Origin of the sequence: Geodermatophilus marinus (genome assembly GCF_003428645.1) — a bacterium.
Lineage (GTDB): Bacteria > Actinomycetota > Actinomycetes > Mycobacteriales > Geodermatophilaceae > Geodermatophilus.
In genome coordinates this window covers 191,939-208,180 of sequence record NZ_QVQH01000004.1, presented here as the reverse complement: position 1 = coordinate 208,180, position 16,242 = coordinate 191,939, and the positions used below count along the sequence as shown (strand labels likewise).

15 protein-coding genes, 2 tRNA genes and 1 other RNA gene are annotated in these 16,242 nt (G+C 75.3%); 11 read left to right on the top strand and 7 right to left on the bottom strand.

Annotated features, from left to right (window positions below):
• Window positions 1-6: 6 nt before the first annotated feature.
• Window positions 7-91 (top strand) — tRNA-Ser (locus D0Z06_RS06745).
• Window positions 92-149: 58 nt separating this feature from the next.
• Here the strand turns inward: D0Z06_RS06745 and D0Z06_RS06740 are convergent.
• Together D0Z06_RS06740 and D0Z06_RS06735 are read right to left on the bottom strand one after the other, a co-directional pair.
• A complete protein-coding gene (locus D0Z06_RS06740; RefSeq protein WP_233517500.1) occupies window positions 150-1,772 on the bottom strand; it encodes a serine/threonine-protein kinase in 1,623 nt (540 codons plus the stop codon).
• Window positions 1,773-1,807: 35 nt separating this feature from the next.
• A complete protein-coding gene (locus D0Z06_RS06735; protein WP_117376690.1) occupies window positions 1,808-2,155 on the bottom strand; it encodes a hypothetical protein in 348 nt (115 codons plus the stop codon).
• 108 nt (window positions 2,156-2,263) lie between these two features.
• Between D0Z06_RS06735 and D0Z06_RS06730 the strand changes: the two genes are divergently transcribed.
• Window positions 2,264-2,348, top strand: a tRNA-Ser gene (locus D0Z06_RS06730).
• Between the two features lie 75 nt (window positions 2,349-2,423).
• Here D0Z06_RS06730 and D0Z06_RS06725 read toward each other — a convergent pair.
• The gene (locus D0Z06_RS06725) at window positions 2,424-3,371 is read right to left on the bottom strand and encodes a DMT family transporter (protein ID WP_117376584.1); all 948 of its coding nucleotides are present in this window, start codon (window positions 3,369-3,371) and stop codon (window positions 2,424-2,426) included.
• A gap of 202 nt (window positions 3,372-3,573) precedes the next feature.
• Between D0Z06_RS06725 and ffs the strand changes: the two genes are divergently transcribed.
• Window positions 3,574-3,669, top strand: an RNA gene (gene ffs / locus D0Z06_RS06720) — signal recognition particle sRNA small type.
• Between the two features lie 122 nt (window positions 3,670-3,791).
• On the opposite strand, the gene D0Z06_RS06715 is transcribed toward ffs, so the two are convergent.
• Both D0Z06_RS06715 and D0Z06_RS06710 read right to left on the bottom strand, forming a co-directional pair.
• On the bottom strand, window positions 3,792-4,580 hold the full coding sequence (locus tag D0Z06_RS06715; RefSeq protein ID WP_117376583.1) for a hypothetical protein: 789 nt from the start codon (window positions 4,578-4,580) through the stop codon (window positions 3,792-3,794).
• On the bottom strand, window positions 4,577-5,104 hold the full coding sequence (locus tag D0Z06_RS06710; protein WP_117376582.1) for a SigE family RNA polymerase sigma factor: 528 nt from the start codon (window positions 5,102-5,104) through the stop codon (window positions 4,577-4,579). The genes D0Z06_RS06715 and D0Z06_RS06710 overlap by 4 nt, the downstream gene beginning before the upstream one ends.
• 258 nt (window positions 5,105-5,362) lie before the next feature.
• Here D0Z06_RS06710 and D0Z06_RS06705 point away from each other — a divergent pair, with 258 nt between their 5' ends.
• Window positions 5,363-7,756, top strand: a complete 2,394-nt coding sequence (locus tag D0Z06_RS06705; protein WP_117376581.1) for a DNA polymerase III subunit gamma and tau — start codon at window positions 5,363-5,365, stop codon at window positions 7,754-7,756.
• A 71-nt stretch (window positions 7,757-7,827) separates the two neighbouring features.
• Here the strand turns inward: D0Z06_RS06705 and D0Z06_RS06700 are convergent, their stop codons facing one another.
• Together D0Z06_RS06700 and D0Z06_RS06695 are read right to left on the bottom strand one after the other, a co-directional pair.
• On the bottom strand, window positions 7,828-8,313 hold the full coding sequence (locus D0Z06_RS06700; protein WP_117376580.1) for an SRPBCC family protein: 486 nt from the start codon (window positions 8,311-8,313) through the stop codon (window positions 7,828-7,830).
• Window positions 8,310-8,681, bottom strand: coding sequence for an ArsR/SmtB family transcription factor (locus tag D0Z06_RS06695; protein WP_117376579.1), 372 nt, complete (start codon window positions 8,679-8,681; stop codon window positions 8,310-8,312). Before D0Z06_RS06695 ends, D0Z06_RS06700 begins: the two co-directional genes overlap by 4 nt.
• A gap of 155 nt (window positions 8,682-8,836) precedes the next feature.
• On the opposite strand from D0Z06_RS06695, the gene D0Z06_RS06690 reads away from it, so the two are divergent.
• The 7 genes from D0Z06_RS06690 to D0Z06_RS06660 all read left to right on the top strand — a co-directional run bounded on the left by D0Z06_RS06690 (window position 8,837) and on the right by D0Z06_RS06660 (window position 16,186).
• Window positions 8,837-9,172, top strand: coding sequence for a YbaB/EbfC family nucleoid-associated protein (locus D0Z06_RS06690; RefSeq protein ID WP_117376578.1), 336 nt, complete (start codon window positions 8,837-8,839; stop codon window positions 9,170-9,172).
• Between the two features lie 33 nt (window positions 9,173-9,205).
• Complete coding sequence (recR, locus tag D0Z06_RS06685) at window positions 9,206-9,805, top strand: recombination mediator RecR (RefSeq protein ID WP_012946702.1); 600 nt, start codon at window positions 9,206-9,208, stop codon at window positions 9,803-9,805.
• A gap of 425 nt (window positions 9,806-10,230) precedes the next feature.
• Window positions 10,231-11,931, top strand: coding sequence for an ABC transporter substrate-binding protein (locus D0Z06_RS06680; protein WP_117376577.1), 1,701 nt, complete (start codon window positions 10,231-10,233; stop codon window positions 11,929-11,931).
• A 109-nt stretch (window positions 11,932-12,040) separates the two neighbouring features.
• The gene (locus tag D0Z06_RS06675) at window positions 12,041-13,045 is read left to right on the top strand and encodes an ABC transporter permease (protein WP_117376576.1); all 1,005 of its coding nucleotides are present in this window, start codon (window positions 12,041-12,043) and stop codon (window positions 13,043-13,045) included.
• Window positions 13,042-13,983 carry an ABC transporter permease gene (locus D0Z06_RS06670; protein WP_117376575.1) on the top strand — a complete coding sequence of 314 codons (942 nt, stop codon included), beginning with the start codon at window positions 13,042-13,044 and terminating at the stop codon, window positions 13,981-13,983. Before D0Z06_RS06675 ends, D0Z06_RS06670 begins: the two co-directional genes overlap by 4 nt.
• A gap of 5 nt (window positions 13,984-13,988) precedes the next feature.
• The gene (locus tag D0Z06_RS06665; RefSeq protein ID WP_233517499.1) at window positions 13,989-15,059 is read left to right on the top strand and encodes an ABC transporter ATP-binding protein; all 1,071 of its coding nucleotides are present in this window, start codon (window positions 13,989-13,991) and stop codon (window positions 15,057-15,059) included.
• Complete coding sequence (locus D0Z06_RS06660) at window positions 15,056-16,186, top strand: ABC transporter ATP-binding protein (RefSeq protein WP_117376574.1); 1,131 nt, start codon at window positions 15,056-15,058, stop codon at window positions 16,184-16,186. Before D0Z06_RS06665 ends, D0Z06_RS06660 begins: the two co-directional genes overlap by 4 nt.
• Window positions 16,187-16,242: the final 56 nt, after the last annotated feature.

Below are 16,242 nucleotides of genomic sequence, written 5' to 3'. Positions count from 1 at the left end.
CTCGGCGGTGGCGTGTCCGAGCGGCCGAAGGAGCACGCCTCGAAAGCGTGTGAGGTGCAAGCCTCCGTGGGTTCAAATCCCACCGCCACCGCGCGTGTGAGAGCCGCTCCCGGGAGCTCGGGAGCGGCTCTCGCCGTCCGGGGGCCGGTTCAGCCGATCGTCTCGACGAACTGGTCGAGGTCCACCAGCCAGCCGCCCTCGCCGTCGGGGACGAGGCGCACCTCGTGCAGCTCGGTCCGGGCGCTGCCGTCGTCCCCGGTGAAGCGCACCTCGGTGGTCGCCACGACGGTGCCGTCGTCCTGCCGCGAGGCGTCCCGCACGCCGGCCAGCTCGACCTCCGCCCAGGGATCCCAGTAGTCGCGGTAGTAGTCCTGGCCGGCGACCGACTGCAGGTAGGGGCCGGTCAGCGCGTAGGCGGCGTCCGGGTCGCCGGGCAGCAGCGCGTAGTAGGCGCCGAGGGTCTGCTGCGTGACGGAGACCGCGTCGGTGGGCCCGCTCGGCGCCGGTGCCGTCTCCTCCGCCGGTGACGAGGTCCCGGCCGTGGGGGATGTCGGCTCCTGCGTCTGCGGGTCCCGGGTCTCCGGGGCCTGCGTCGTCGGCTCGCCGGTCTCCTCGGCGGAGGGCGTGGGGGTGGCGGCCGGCGCCGCGCCGCCGGTGTCGCGGCCGACCCACCAGGCGACCAGCACCCCGGCGAGCACGGCGGCCAGCACGAGGCCCGCGACCACGGCCGTCCGCCGTCCCCGTCGCGGGCGGGGCCGGCCCGGCGGCGGGGGAGGGGGCGCCGGCTCGGGGTCCGCCGGCGGGGCCGCCGGTTCCGGGTCGGCCGGCGGTGCCGCCACCGCGGGAGCCGCCGCGGCGCGCAGCTCCGCCGTGCCGTTCGGTGCGACCGCCGAGCGCAGGCCGGTGCGGGCCATGAGCACGGTCGTCGGGTCGCCGTCCCGGCCCGCCGCGAGCGCGGCCAGCTCGTCGCGGACCGCCGGCATGTCCGGGCGACCGGCCGGGTCGTCGGCCAGCATGCGGGTGAGGACGCCGGTCAGCGGACCGGCGCGCTCCGGCGGTGCGGGGTCGCCGGCCGCGACCCGGTGCAGCAGGCGCAGGGGGTTGTCGTCCATGCCGAACGGCGGGCGGCCCTCGAGGCAGGTGTAGAGGGTGGCGCCGAGGGAGAAGACGTCGCTGGCCGGCGTCATGTTCTCCCCGCGGGCCACCTCGGGGGCCAGGAACGCCGGCGTCCCGGTGATCTGCCCGGTGCGGGTGAGCGTCACGTCCCCGGTGGCGTGCGAGATGCCGAAGTCGGTGATCTTCACCAGGCCGTCGACCCGGTCACCGCGGCCGATGAGCACGTTGGCCGGCTTGACGTCGCGGTGCACGATGCCGGCGGCGTGCGTGGCCGCGAGCGCGTCGGCGACCTGGGCGCCCACCTGGGCGACCAGGCCGGCGGGCAGCACGCCGTCCTCGGCCAGGACCTCGGCCAGGCTGCGCGAGGGCAGGTGCTCCATGACCAGCCACGGCGCCCCGTCGTCCAGGGCGACGTCGTAGACCGAGACGGCGTGCGGGTGGGAGAGCCGGGCGGCGATGCGCCCCTCCCGCAGGGCCCGCTGGCGCAGCTGCTCCACCTCGGCCGGGGTCGCGGCCGGCGGGGCGAGGACCTCCTTGACCGCGACCTGCCGGCCGAGCCGCTCGTCGCGGGCCAGCCACACCGCGCCCATGCCGCCGCCGCCGATCCGCGACAGCAGCCGGTAGCGCCCCGCCACCACGCGGCCGGGCCCGGTCACTCCTCTCCTCCCTCGCTGCTGGTCGGCGCCGCGCGTCAGACGCCGCTGGGCACGCCGTAGCGACGGGCGTACTCCTCCTGCGCACCGGACGGCAGGGCGTCGTAGAGCTCGCCGAGCTCGCGGACCGCCTCGGGCGCGAGGTCGTCGAACAGCCGCTGCCAGGTGGGCGGCTCGTCGTAGCTGCGGGTCAGCAGCAGCTCCCACGCGCGCGTCTGCCGGTCGCGCTTGCCCCGCTCGGCGGCCATCTCCGAGAGGTAGGCGTCGGTCGCGGCGTCCTTCTCCGCCTTGGTGGCGGTGGGCGGCAGCCCGGCCGGGTCGTCGCCCCGGAGCACCGCCACGATCGCGGCGACGACCTCGGGGCGGGGCCGGTCGGTGTCACTCATGGCGTCGTTCTCCTGTCGGGCGGTGGGACCGTCGTCGTTCCGACAGCCTCTCCCATCGGCGGGGGGTCAACCACCCGGCACCGCGCCCGGTATCGTGGGGGAGCCGTTGGAGGATTCGCCTAGTGGCCTATGGCGCTCGCTTGGAAAGCGGGTTGGGGGCAACCCCTCGGGAGTTCGAATCTCCCATCCTCCGCAGCCCGCCGGCCGGGCCCCGACCGGGGCCCGGCCGGTGCCGTATCCGGCCCGGGGCGCGGTGCCGCGGGGGTGATCAGCCCCCGGGTGGGGCCCCGACGGCCGGTTCGGCGGAGGCGGCGAGGCGGCGCAGGTAGAGGCCGGCCACCGCCGCCAGCACCAGCGCGCCGCCGGCGAGCGCGCCCAGCGGCAGCCGCTCGCCCAGGAACGCGGTGGCCAGCACCGTCGCGGTGACCGGCTCGAGGAGCGTGACGATCGCGGCCACCGCGCCCGGGACCGTCCGCAGGCCGCGGAAGAACAGCGCGTAGGCCAGCGCGCTCGGGACCGCACCCAGGTAGACGAGGGTCAGCACGGCGACGGGGTCGGCCGTCGTCCGCAGCCCGGCGGCCAGGGCGACGGGGGTGAGGAGCAGGGCGCCGCCGCCGAACCCGATCAGGGTCACCGGGACCCCGACCGGCACGCCGCCGCTGGCCAGGGTGACGACCGCGTAGCCCAGGGCGGACCCGACCGCGAGGAGGGCGCCCGCGAGCACCGCCGTCCCCGCCGAGGCGCCGGCGGTCAGGCCGACGAGCAGGACCAGCCCGGTCAGGGCGACGGCGAGGGCCACCAGCGTGGCCGGTTCGGGCCGGCCGTGACCGAGCAGCGCGGCCCCGAGGGCGATGAGCAGCGGGGCCAGGCCGAGGGCGACCAGGGTCGCCACGCTCACCCCGGCCGTGGCGACGGCGGCGAAGTAGGCCAGCTGGTACGCGGCCAGGCCGGTGGCGACCAGAACGAGGCGGACGGGGACACCGCGCCCCGACCCGCCGGCCGGGGCGGCGCGCCGGCGGGTGAGCAGGTGCGCGGCCAGCAGGACCACGGCCCCGATGGCCATGCGGTGCCAGGCGATGTCGAGCGGGCCGAGGTCGGTGCGGTCGGCGACGACGCGGCCGCTGAACCCCGCGGTGCCCCAGAGCAGGGCGGCGAGGACGACGAGGGGGAAACCGCCGGCGAGGCGCGCGCCGGCGGGGGAGAGGGGGGTGGGCATGACGCTCCTGGTGCGGGTCCGGATCGGGCTCGGACCGGAGCGCGCCGGGCACCCCCGGCGTCAGGTGCCGGGGTCAGCCCGCGGGGCTCCGGGTCAGCAGGAGCGCGGCGGGGGGAGCACGAGGGCGCGCCGGGGCGTCATGGCCGGGAGCGTATCGGGCACCCGCTGCCGGACTCGACCGGGTTCGTGGCCTACAGTGGGTGCAGACCCCTCGTGTGGCGTCACCCTGTGAACCTCCCCAGGGCCGGAAGGCAGCAAGGATAAGCGGGCTCTGGCGGGTGCGCGGGGGGTCCCTCTACGTCCTCTGTCGGCCTACCGGCCTCCGACCGCGGCCAGGTGCCGTCCCCCGGCCGCCGCGGAGCCCCCGACCCCGGCCCCTCGTCGGGGACCCTCCGGGCCCCGCTCCTCGGCCCCGCTGGGTCAGGAGACGGCCAGCGAGGCGATCAGGTCCCGGCCCATCTGCTCGCCCGCCGGACCCGGGGGGAAGGTGGCGGAGACGCGGATCTGGCGGTCCCCGTCGAGCACGGCGAGCCAGGCGGTCCAGCTGTCGACCTCCTCCCACTCGAGGACGTCGAGCGGGGGCTCGACGTCCCCGTAGGCCGCGTCCGCCCCCGGGACGGTGACATGGGCCCCGCCGTCCAGCGGGGGCAGCCCGCCCTCGTAGGTGTCCACGATCGTGATCTCCACGGTGGAGTGCACGTCGCCGCTGATGAGCGGGCCGTGCCACGTGAACGACGGGCCGCTCATCCAGTCGCGGGCGGTGGTCTCGTCCACGACGTCCGGGGTCCGGGCTCCCGGGGGGACCGCGAAGGTGACCCCCTGGAAGCTGCGCGGCTCCCAGCCGGCCGGCAGCCCGTCGGGCACCTCCTCGGAGGGGCCCGGGTCGGCCGGCGGTGGCGTGGTGGCCGGTGGCGTGGTGGGCGGTGGCGTGGTGGGCGGTGGCGTGGTGGCCGGCGCAGAGGGTGCGGTCGTGCTCGGCCGGGCGACCTCACCCCGGTGGCCGGCGGAGAGCAGGTCGGGTGCGCTCGTGACCCCGACGACCACGGCGGCGGTCGCCGTCGCGACGGCGCCGAGCGCGATACGGCCCCGGTGGCGCCGTCGGTGCCGCTGCCGGGCGTCGCGGACCAGCCCGACCACGTCCACCGTGGGGGCGAGGTCGTCGGCCAGGCCGTGCAGGCGCGAGCTGAGCAGGGTCTGGTGGTCGGTCACGCGTGCCTCCCCGACGAGTGAGCGAGGTCGTCGCCCCCGAGAGGGGCGAGCAGGCCGCGGAGCGCGGCCAGTCCCTTGGCGACGTGGTTGTTGACGGTGCTCCGGGAGCAGCCCATGAGCTGCGCGGTCTCGATTTCGGAGAGGTCGTCGAAGTAGCGCAGGACGACGGCGGTGCGGACGCGCGGGGACAACCGCAGCAGCGCGCGCCGCATCTCGTCGCTCTCCGCGTACGCGGTCTGGTGGTCGCCCCCGCCGACGTCCGGGAGGGTCTCCACCGCCCGCTCGGTGCTGGTCAGCCGGCGCAGCCAGCTCAGGTGCGTGTTGATCATCATGCGGCGCACGTAGGCGGCCGGGTGCTCGGCCCGCTCGACCTTCGGCCAGGAGCCGTAGGCCTTGGCGAGGGCGGTCTGCAGCAGGTCCTCGCCCAGGTGCCGATCCCCGGTCACCAGCACGGCGGTGCGCAGGAGCGCCCGCCCGTGCTCGGCGACGAAGTCCGTGAACTCCGCGTCCCTGCCATGGGTCACTGGTCCCTCCGGTGCTCGGTGTGTCAGCCGGGGGACGCGTCTGCTGCCCTCTCCCGCCCTAGTGCTGTACGTATCGGTTCGATAACGCCCCGGTGGAACCGTCGCGGCCGTCCACGGCGACCCCTGATCGGGTGCGCCGAGGGGAGCCCGACGGGTGGGGAGTCCGCCGGCACGCACCCGCTGCAGCCCCCGCCGACCGGTCGCGGCCGCGGCGCCGGGGTCCGCGACGGTGTCCCCGGTGGCACGTAACCTCGCCGCGTGGCTCTGGCGCTCTACCGGAAGTACCGCCCGGCGACCTTCGCCGAGGTGGTCGGGCAGGAGCACGTCACCGCACCGCTGGTCAACGCGGTCGGGAGCGGGCGGATCAACCACGCCTACCTGTTCAGCGGCCCGCGCGGCTGCGGCAAGACGTCCTCGGCGCGCATCCTCGCCCGGTCGCTGAACTGCGAGCAGGGGCCGACGGCGACGCCGTGCGGCGTCTGCACCAGCTGCGTCTCCCTCGCCCCCGACGGGCCGGGCTCGATCGACGTGATCGAGATCGACGCGGCCAGCCACGGCGGTGTCGACGACGCCCGGGACCTGCGCGAGCGCGCGTTCTTCGCGCCGGTCAACAGCCGTTTCAAGGTCTACATCGTCGACGAGGCGCACATGGTGACCACGCAGGGCTTCAACGCCCTGCTCAAGGTCGTCGAGGAGCCGCCGGAGTTCCTCGTCTTCGTCTTCGCCACCACCGAGCCGGACAAGGTGCTGCCCACCATCCGCTCGCGCACGCACCACTACCCGTTCCGGCTGGTGCCGCCCTCGACGCTGCGGGGCCTGCTGGAGCGCACCTGCGCCGCCGAGGGGGTCCGGGTCGAGCCGACGGTCTTCCCGCTGGTCGTGCGCGCGGGCGGCGGGTCGGTCCGCGACTCGCTGTCCATCCTCGACCAGCTGCTCGCCGGCGCCGGGGCCGAGGGCGTCACCTACCGGGACGCGGTGGGGCTGCTCGGCGTCACCGACGACGCCCTGCTCGACGAGACGATCGACGCCCTCGCCGCGCACGACGCGCCCGGCGTCTTCCGCGCCGTCGACCGGGTCGTGGAGGCGGGGCACGACCCGCGCCGCTTCGCCACCGACCTGCTCGACCGGCTGCGGGACCTCATCGTCCTCGACGCCGTCCCCGATGCCGGGGGCAACGGCCTGCTCGACTGCCCGCCCGACCGGCTGGACCTGATGGCCTCCCAGGCCCGGGCGCTGGGCTCGGCCACCCTCTCCCGGATGGCCGACACCGTGCACGCCGGCCTGACCGAGATGCGGGGGACGACGGCACCGCGGCTGCTGCTGGAGCTCGTCTGCGCCCGCATGCTGCTGCCGGTCACCGACGACTCCGCCGCGGCGACCCTGCAGCGCCTCGAACGGCTCGAGCGGCGGATGTCCATCGCCGGCGAGCACGCCGGGCGCCCGGTCGCCGAGGCCCCGGTGCGCGAGGCCCCGGTGCGCGAGGCCCCGGTGCGCGAGGCCCCGGTGCGCGAGGCGCGCCGCGAGCCGTCGGGCGACGCCGCACCGCCCGCCGACCGGCCGTCGGCGCCGCGCCGCGAGTTCGTCCGCCGGTCCCAGCAGGCGGCCCCGGCGGCGCCGCAGCCGCCGGCGGCCGACGCACCGCGGCCCCAGCCCTCGCCGGCCGCTCCCGAGGCCCCCGCTCCCGAGGCTCCCGCCGCTGAGGCCCCAGCTGCCCAGGCCCCGGCCCCCGAGGTGCCCGCACCGGCCGCCGCGCCCCCGGCGCCGGCCGCCCCCGCGGCCGACGACGACTGGCCGGAGACGGCGCCGCCCGGGACGGCGCCGGCGGCCCGCCCGGCAGCACGCGCGGCAGCGGAGGACGACTGGCCGGAGACGGCGCGCCCCGGGTCGGGGGGCGCCCCGGCCCGCCCGGCGCCGTCGGCCCCCGCTCCGGCCGGGCAGCCGCCGGCGGACGAGCCGCAGCGGGCGCGGGTGGCGACCACCGAGCCGGACATCCCGCTGCCGCCGGAGCCGACCGACGACGAGGACTGGCCGCACCCGGCCCGGCCCGCCGCGGTGGCGGCGGCCGCCGCGCGGGTCGAGGCGCCGCGCCCGCCGGCCGCACCGCGGGCCGCGGCCGAGTCCTCCCCGGCCCCGCGGGGCGGGGAACCCACGCCGGTGGTCTCCGCCGACCCCGAGCCGGCGGGCAGCGCCGGCGACCTCACCACCGCCGACGTCCGGCGGGTGTGGCCGGAGCTGCTCAAGGTGGTGCGCGGCCACAAGCGCACCACCGAGGCGCTGCTCAAGAGCGCGCAGGTGCACGACCTCGCGGCCGGCACGCTGACCCTGGCCGCGACCTCGCCGGCGCTGGCGAAGATGCTCGGCGACGACCTCAACAAGGACGTCGTCCGGCAGTCGCTGCTGGAGCTGCTCGGGGTCCGCTGGAAGGTCCAGGTCGTCGTCGAGGGGGCGACCCGGGGCGGCGGCCCCCAGCCGTCGCCGGAGGCCGCCCGGGAGGCGGCCCGCGCCGCGGAGGCGGCCGAGGCGCAGGAGCTGATGGCCCAGCGCGCGGCCGAGGGGGAGGACCCCGACCGCCGGCACGAGCCGGCCGTCGACCCGGAGCAGGCCGCGCTCTCCCTGCTCCGCACCCATCTCGGCGCCCGGCCGGTCGACTGACGACCCCGTCCCGCCCCGACGGGCCTGCCCGCTGCCCGCCCGGACCGGGCGCGGGCAGCGGGCCGTCTGCCTCAGCCCTGCGCGAGCACCTCGTCGAGCCGCTCGTAGCCCTCCCGGATACCGACCTCCATGCCGCTGGCGACCATCGCGTCGCGGTCGGCGAAGGAGTCGACCAGCGAGGTCGAGACCAGGCGGGTGCGCCCGTCGCCGAGGTCCTCCAGCACGAGCTTCTCCAGGGCCACGCCGTCGGGCATGCCCTCGAAGGTGAAGGTCTGCACGATGCGCTCGTCGGGGCGGATCTCGTGGAAGCTGCCGTGGAAGGCGTACTCCTCGCCGTCGGTGCTGTGCAGGTACCGGTACGAGCCGCCGGTGCGGCAGTCGTAGTGGTCGATGCGCATCTGCAGCCCGCGCGGGCCGAGCCAGCGGACCAGCAGGTCGGGGTCGGTGTGCGCCCGGAACACCTTGGCCGGCGGGGCGTCGAACTCGCGGGTGATGCGGACCAGCGGGACCTCGCGGTCGACCTCGATCTGCGTCTCGTGGTGGCGGGTGGCGGTCATGGTGCTCCTCCTCCGGGAAGGGGTTCCTGGGTGGGTGGGACGTCGTCCGGCAGCGACGCGAGGACGTCGTCCAGCCGGCGGTAGCGCTCCTCGGCCTGCCGGCGGTAGCGCTCTATCCAGGCGGTCATGAGGTCGAAGACCTCCGCCTCGAGGTGGACCGGGCGACGCTGGGCCTCCCGGCTGCGGCTGACCAGGCCGGCGTCCTCGAGCACCCGCAGGTGCTTGGAGACGGCCTGGACGCTCACGTCGTAGGGCTCGGCGAGCTCGCCGACGGTCGCGTCGGCCACCGCGAGCCGGGCGACCATGTCGCGCCGGGTGGGGTCGGCCAGGGCCGCGAAGACCCGGGACAGCGGATCGGCGGCGGCCATCGGGACGGGACCTCCTCTCGTCAACCAATCGGTTGAGGAAGAGGGTGCACCCCTCGCCGCATCTTGTCAACCACCTGGTTGAGAACGGGGGTCGAGCCGGCGCCGGGCGGCCCGGCCTCCCGGCGGGTGTCGGACCGGCGGCCTACCCTCGGGGCATGTTCCCCGGCGGTCAGCCCGACATGTCGAAGCTGCTCGAGCAGGCGCAGCAGATGCAGCAGCAGCTGGCTGCCGCGCAGGAGCAACTGGCGCAGGAGGAGGTCACCGGCTCTGCCGGGGGCAGCCTGGTCACGGTCACGATGACCGGCCAGGGCGAGGTCACCGCGGTCACCATCTCGCCGGAGGCGGTCGACCCGTCCGACGTCGAGACCCTGCAGGACCTCGTGGTCGCCGCCTTCCGCGACGCCTCGCGCCAGGCCAACGAGCTCACCGCCAGCCGCATGGGCCCCCTCGCGGGCGGCCTCGGCGGCGGCATGGGGCTGCCCGGCCTCTAGGCCGCGGCAACCCCCGTCTACGAGAGGGACACCGTGTACGAGGGGGCCGTCCAGGACCTCATCGACGAGCTCGGCCGGCTGCCCGGTGTCGGGCCGAAGAGCGCCCAGCGCATCGCCTTCCACCTGCTGGCGGCCGAGTCCGCCGACGTCGGGCGGCTGGTGGCGGCGCTGCAGCGGGTGCAGGCCGAGGTCCGCTTCTGCAGCACCTGCTACAACGTCGCCGAGGGTGAGCAGTGCCGCATCTGCCGCGACCCGCGGCGGGCCGACGACGTCATCTGCGTCGTCGAGGAGCCCAAGGACGTCGTCGCCATCGAGCGCACCCGTGAGTTCCGCGGCCGCTACCACGTGCTCGGCGGGGCCATCAGCCCCATCGAGGGCGTCGGGCCCGACGACCTGCGGGTCAAGGAGCTGATGACCCGGCTGATGAGCGGCGCGGTCACCGAGCTGATCATCGCGACCGACCCCAACCTCGAGGGCGAGGCGACCGCGGCCTACCTGGCCCGGCTCGTCGGCCCGCTCGGCCTGGCGGTCTCCCGGCTGGCCAGCGGGCTGCCCGTCGGCGGCGACCTCGAGTACGCCGACGAGGTCACCCTGGGCCGGGCCTTCGAGGGCCGCCGCCGCATCGACGCCTAGAAGGACCCCGCTGCCCCCCGCCGCTCGCAGGCTCGCAGCGGGACCCTGCAGCGGGGCCGGGAGCCGAGGCGGGACCCCGCTGCCCCCCGCCGCTCGCAGGCTCGCTGCGGGACCCTGCAGCGGGGCCGGGAGCCGAGGCGGGACCCCGCTGCCCCCCGCCGCTCGCAGGCTCGCAGCGGGACCCTGCAGCGGGGCCGGGAGCCGAGGCGGGACCCCGCTGCCCCCCGCCGCTCGCAGGCTCGCAGCGGGGCGGTCACCCGTCCGGCCGCGCGCAGGTCACAGGATGGTGTCGATCGTGGACGGCGGTTCCCGGCGATCGGTCGCGGACGCCTAGGGTTCCCTGGTCCGTGGAGGTCTCGCGCCTCGCGGCCCACTCATCGGGAACTCATCCGGCCCAGGGGGCCGAGAAGGCAGGTCTTTCCGCGATGCAGCGACGACCTCAGCGAGCGCTGGCCGCCACCGCGGCCGCTCTCACCGCGGCCACCCTGTCCGCCTGCGCGTCCGAACGGGACTCCGGCGGCGGCGAGGGCGGCGAGGCCCAGTCCGGCGGCACCCTCGTGTTCGGCGCCGCCGGTGACCCGGCCATGTTCGACCCGGCCTTCGCCAGCGACGGCGAGACCTTCCGCATCGCCCGCCAGATCCATGAGGGTCTGCTCGGCAACGAGCTCGGCGGCACCGAGCCGGTGCCCGAGCTGGCCGAGGACTGGGAGGTCAGCGAGGACGGCCTGGAGTACACCTTCTCGCTGCAGGAGGGCGTCCAGTTCCACGACGGCACGGACTTCAACGCCGAAGCGGTCTGCTTCAACTTCGACCGCTGGTACAACTTCGAGGGCCTGGCCCAGAGCCCGAGCGCCTCGTACTACTACCAGGCGGTCTTCGGCGGGTTCGCCAGCACGCCGGACGTCCCGAGCATCTACGAGAGCTGCGAGGCGACCGACGAGAACACCGCCGTCGTCCGGCTGACCCAGGTCACCTCGAAGTTCCCCGCCGCCCTCGCGCTGCCGGCGTTCTCCATCCAGAGCCCCACGGCACTGCAGGAGTACGACGCCGACAACCTCTCCGGCAGCGAGGACGCGCTCTCCTACTCCGAGTACGCCCTGAACCACCCGACCGGCACCGGGCCCTTCCGCTTCGAGAGCTGGGACCGCGGCAACGGCGAGGTCACCATCGTCCGCAACGAGGACTACTGGGGCGAGGCCGCACTGCTCGACGAGATCATCTTCCGGACCATCCCCGACGGGAACACCCGCCGGCAGGAGCTGCAGGCCGGGTCCATCGACGGCTACGACTTCGTCTCGCCGGCCGACTACCAGACCCTGGAGGACGACGGCTTCCAGGTCCTGGTCCGCGATCCGTTCAACATCCTCTACCTGGGCTTCAACGGCGGGAACGTGCCCGGCACGCAGGCCAACCCCGCGCTGCAGGACCCGCGGGTGCGGCAGGCCATCGCGCACGCCATCGACCGCGAGACGATCGTGAACTCGCTGCTCCCCGAGGGCGCCGAGACGGCCACCCAGTTCTTGCCGCCGACGGTCGACGGCTGGGCCGAGGACGTCACGACCTACGAGTACGACCCCGAGCGCGCCCGCCAGCTGCTGCAGGAGGCCGGCGCCGAGGGGACGACGCTGCGGTTCTACTACCCGACCGACGTCAGCCGGCCGTACCTGCCGGACCCCGCCGCGATGTTCCAGGTGATCAACCAGAACCTGACCGACGCCGGGTTCACCACCGAGCCGGTCGCCCTGCCGTGGAACCCGGACTACCTCAACGCCGTCCAGGCCGGCCAGGCGGACATCCACCTGCTCGGGTGGACCGGTGACTACAACGACGCCTACAACTTCATCGGCACGTTCTTCGCCGAGGCGGCGAACAACCAGGCATCGGCCGAGTTCGGGGCGTTCAGCGCGCCGGAGATCTTCCAGGCGCTGGCCCAGGCCGACGCCGAGCCCGACGCCGAGGCCCGGACCGAGCTGTACCAGGAGGCGAATCGCCTGATCATGGACTACCTGCCCGGTGTCCCGATCTCGCACTCGCCCCCGGCGCTCGTCGTGGCCGAGAACGTCCAGGGTCTCGAGCCGAGCCCGCTGACCGCCGAGGTCTTCTCGACGGTGTCGCTGGCCGACTGAGGGAGGAACCCCTCGCCCTCCACCGCTCGCAGGCTCGCGGCGGGCCCCTCCAAGGGAGCCCGCCGCGAGCCGGCCGGTACCGTCAGCCCGTGAGAGGTGACCCGAGCGCGTGCTCCGCTTCGTCGTCCGGCGGCTCCTGCAGCTGATCCCGATCCTGCTGGGGTTGTCGGTCCTGCTCTTCGCCTGGCTGCGGGCGCTCCCCGGCGGGCCGGCCCAGGCCGCCCTCGGCGAGCGCGCCACACCCGAGGCGATCGCCCGCTACAACGAGCTGTTCGGCCTCGACCAGCCGATCTACGTGCAGTACCTGCGGTTCCTCGGCCGTGCCGTGCAGCTGGACTTCGGCAACTCCACCCGCACCGGCCGCCCCGTCACCGAGGAGTTCCTCGAGCGGATGCCCGGCACCATCGAGCTGACCCTCTTCGCGATGGTCTTCGCGATCGGCGTCGGCATCCCGCTGGGCTACCTCGCCGCCCGCCGGCACGGCAGCTGGATCGACTCGACGTCGGTCATCGGCTCGCTGCTCGGCGTGGCGATCCCGGTCTTCTTCCTCGCCTACCTGCTGCGCCTGGTGTTCGCCGTGGAGCTGGGCTGGCTGCCCGGCTCGGGCCGCCAGGAGGTGCGCATCGACGCCACCCGGGTGACCAACTTCTACGTGCTCGACGGGGTGCTGACCGGCGAGTGGGACGCCGCCTGGGACGCCTTCACCCACCTCGTGCTGCCCGGCATCGCGCTGGGCACCATCCCGCTGGCGATCATCGTCCGGATCACCCGCGCGTCGGTGCTCGACGTGGTGAACGAGGACTACGTGCGGACGGCGAACGCCAAGGGGCTGGCCACGCAGACCGTGCGCCGCCGGCACATCCTGCGCAACGCCCTGCTGCCGGTGTCGACCACGATCGGCCTGCAGACCGGCCTGCTCCTGTCGGGCGCGGTGCTCACCGAGACGGTGTTCGCCTTCGGCGGGGTGGGATCGGCCATCTACGACGCCATCTTCGGCCGCGACTACGCGCTGCTGCAGGGCTTCGTCCTGCTGCTGGCGATCATGTACGTGCTGGTGAACCTGCTGGTCGACATCTCCTACGGCCTGCTCGACCCGAGGGTGAGGGTGAGTTGACGGCGATCGGGGACGTGAAGCGGCGGCGCATCGACGAGCTCGCCGCCCGGGCCGGCCAGGTGCCCGAGGGTGAGGGTGGCGTCTCGCTCACCAGGAGCGCCTTCCGCCGGTTGCGGCGCGACCCGGTGGCCATCGCCGGTGCGGTCATCGTCGTGGTGTTCCTGCTGGTGGCCGCGTTCGCGCCCTGGCTGGCGCCGCGCGACCCCCTGGCGCAGACCCTGCTGTCGGAGATCCGGCCCGGGTACATCCCCGGCAGCCGGGAGGGCTTCCCGCTCGGCGTGGACAACCTCGGCCGGGACGTGCTGTCGCGGCTGATCGTCGGCTCGCGCCAGTCGCTGCTGATCGGCGTCGTCTCCACCCTGCTCGGCGCCGTCGTCGGCATGGCCATCGGCGTGCTGGCCGGCGCCCTCGGCGGGTGGGTGGACAGCGTCGTCATGCGGTTCGTCGACATCCTGCTGTCCATCCCGGGCCTGCTGATGGCGATCAGCATCTCCGTGCTGCTGGGCCAGAACCAGTACTCGCTGGTCATCGCGATCGCGGTGACCCAGGTGCCGGTCTTCGCCCGGCTGCTGCGCGGGTCGATGCTCTCCCAGCGCAACAGCGACTACGCGCTGGCCGCCCGCGCGCTCGGCGTCAGACGCGGCCGGATCGTCTTCGGGCACGTGCTGCCCAACTCGCTGTCCCCGGTGATCGTGCAGGCGACGCTGTCGCTCGCGACGGCGATCATCGAGGCGGCGGCGCTGTCCTTCCTCGGCCTCGGCGACCCCGACCTGGGCCGGCCGGAGTGGGGCGCGATGCTCGCCAACGCGCAGCAGTTCCTCGGCGTCCGGCCGGAGCTGGCCATCTACCCGGCGCTGTGCATCATCGTGGTCGCGCTCGGCTTCACGCTGCTCGGCGAGTCGCTGCGAGAGGCCCTCGACCCCAAGTTCCGGAGGTAGTCGCGGTGTCCATCGAGGCGCTCCCGGCCGGGGAGGCCGCCCGCGCCGACGGCCCGGTCCTCCAGGTCGACGACCTCAGCGTCACCTTCACCCGCCGCGGGGAGGCGCCGACCCGCGCGGTCGACGGCGTGAGTTTCGCCGTGGACGCCGGGGAGACCGTCGGCCTGGTCGGCGAGTCCGGTTGCGGGAAGTCGGTGACGTCCCTGGCCGTCATGGGGCTGCTGCCCCGCCGCGGGGTCCGCGTCGGCGGCTCGGTGCGCTTCGGCGGGGTCGAGCTCGTCGGCGCCCCCGACCGGACCCTGCGCGACCTGCGCGGCGCGGACATGGCCATGGTGTTCCAGGACCCGCTGTCCTCGCTCAACCCCGTCGTCCCCATCGGCACCCAGGTCACCGAGGTGCTGCTCGAGCACCGGGACGTGTCGCGCGGGGAGGCGGCCGACGAGGCGACCCGCCTGCTCGACCGCGTCGGCATCCCCGACCCCGGCCGCCGGCTCAAGGAGTACCCGCACCAGCTCTCCGGTGGCATGCGCCAGCGGGCGCTGATCGCGATGGCACTGGCCTGCTCGCCGCGGCTGCTCATCGCCGACGAGCCCACGACGGCCCTCGACGTGACCATCCAGGCGCAGATCCTGGAGCTGCTGCGCGAGCTCGTCGTCGACACCGGGACGGCGCTGGTGATGATCACCCACGACCTCGGCGTCGTCGCCGGCCTCTGCGACCGGGTGCACGTCATGTACGCCGGGCGGATCATCGAGTCCGCCGACCGGCACGACCTGTTCGCGCGGCCGCGCCACCCCTACACGGGCGGCCTGCTCGCCTCGGTCCCGCGGCTGGACGGGGCGCGCGGCGCGCCGCTCACCCCGATCCGGGGCTCGGCCCGGGACACGATCCCGTGGGCCGAGGGGTGCGCGTTCGCCCCCCGCTGCGACCACGCCCAGGACGACTGCCTGACCGAGGTCTCCGGGAGCACCGTGCCGCTCGAGCACGACGGTCCGGCCCGCGAGCTGCGCTGCCGCCACCCCCTCCGGCGCCCGCCGTCCGCGACCGGCGCCACCGCCTCCGGAGCCGCCCGATGAGCGCAGCCGAGCCCCTGCTGCGGGTGGAGGGCCTGCAGGTCCACTTCCCGATCAAGCGGGGCCTGTTCGTCGACCGCACCGTCGGCCACGTCCGCGCCGTCGACGGCGTCGACCTGGCGATCGACCGCGGCACCACCTACGGCCTGGTGGGGGAGTCCGGCTGCGGGAAGTCCACGCTCGGCCGCGCCGTCCTGCGGCTGGTGGAGCCCACTGCCGGGAAGGTGGTCTTCGACGGCACGGACGTCGCGTCGCTGTCGGGCGAGCCGCTGCGGGCGGTGCGGCGGCGGATGCAGATGGTCTTCCAGGACCCGCTCGGCAGCCTGGACCCGCGGCAGAACGTCGAGTCGCTGCTCTCCGAGCCCCTGCGCGCCCACGGCCTGGGCGGCGGCAGGGAGGGGATCGCGGCGAAGATCCGCGGCCTGCTCGACGCCGTCGGCCTGCCCTCGGCCGCGCTGCGCCGCTACCCGCACGAGTTCTCCGGCGGCCAACGCCAGCGCATCGGCATCGCGCGGGCGATCTCCCTGGAGCCCGACCTGCTCATCGCCGACGAGCCGGTCTCCGCGCTCGACGTCAGCGTGCAGGCGCAGGTGGTCAACCTGCTGGAGGAGCTCCAGCAGCGGCTGGACCTGACCTACCTGGTCATCGCGCACGACCTGGCGGTGGTGCGGCACATCAGCGACGTCGTCGGCGTCATGTACCTGGGGTCGCTGGTGGAGCAGGCGCCCTCCGACGCGCTGTACGACGAGCCGCTGCACCCCTACACCCGGTCGCTCATGAGCGCCGTCCCGGTGCCCGACCCCGAGGTCGAGGAGCGGCGCGAGCGGATCCTGCTCGCCGGTGACCTGCCCTCGCCGGCCAACCCCCCGAGCGGCTGCCGGTTCCACACCCGCTGCCCCTGGCGGCAGGAGACGCGCTGCGACACCGAGGCGCCGCCGCTGCGGGAGCTGGCACCCGGGCGCTGGGTGAGCTGCCACTGGGCCGAGGACATCCGGGACGGCGTGCTGCGCCCGAAGTCCCCCGAGGAGGTCGCGGCGACGCAGGGGGTGTCGGTGCGCGCCAGCGGTGCGGTGAACCCGGAGACCGATGCCCTCGTCCAGGGCGTGGACACCCCCGTCGAGCGCCGCTGAAGAAGGACCCCCTCCTCCCCACCCCTCGCTGCGCTCGGGGCGGTGCCCTGGAGGGG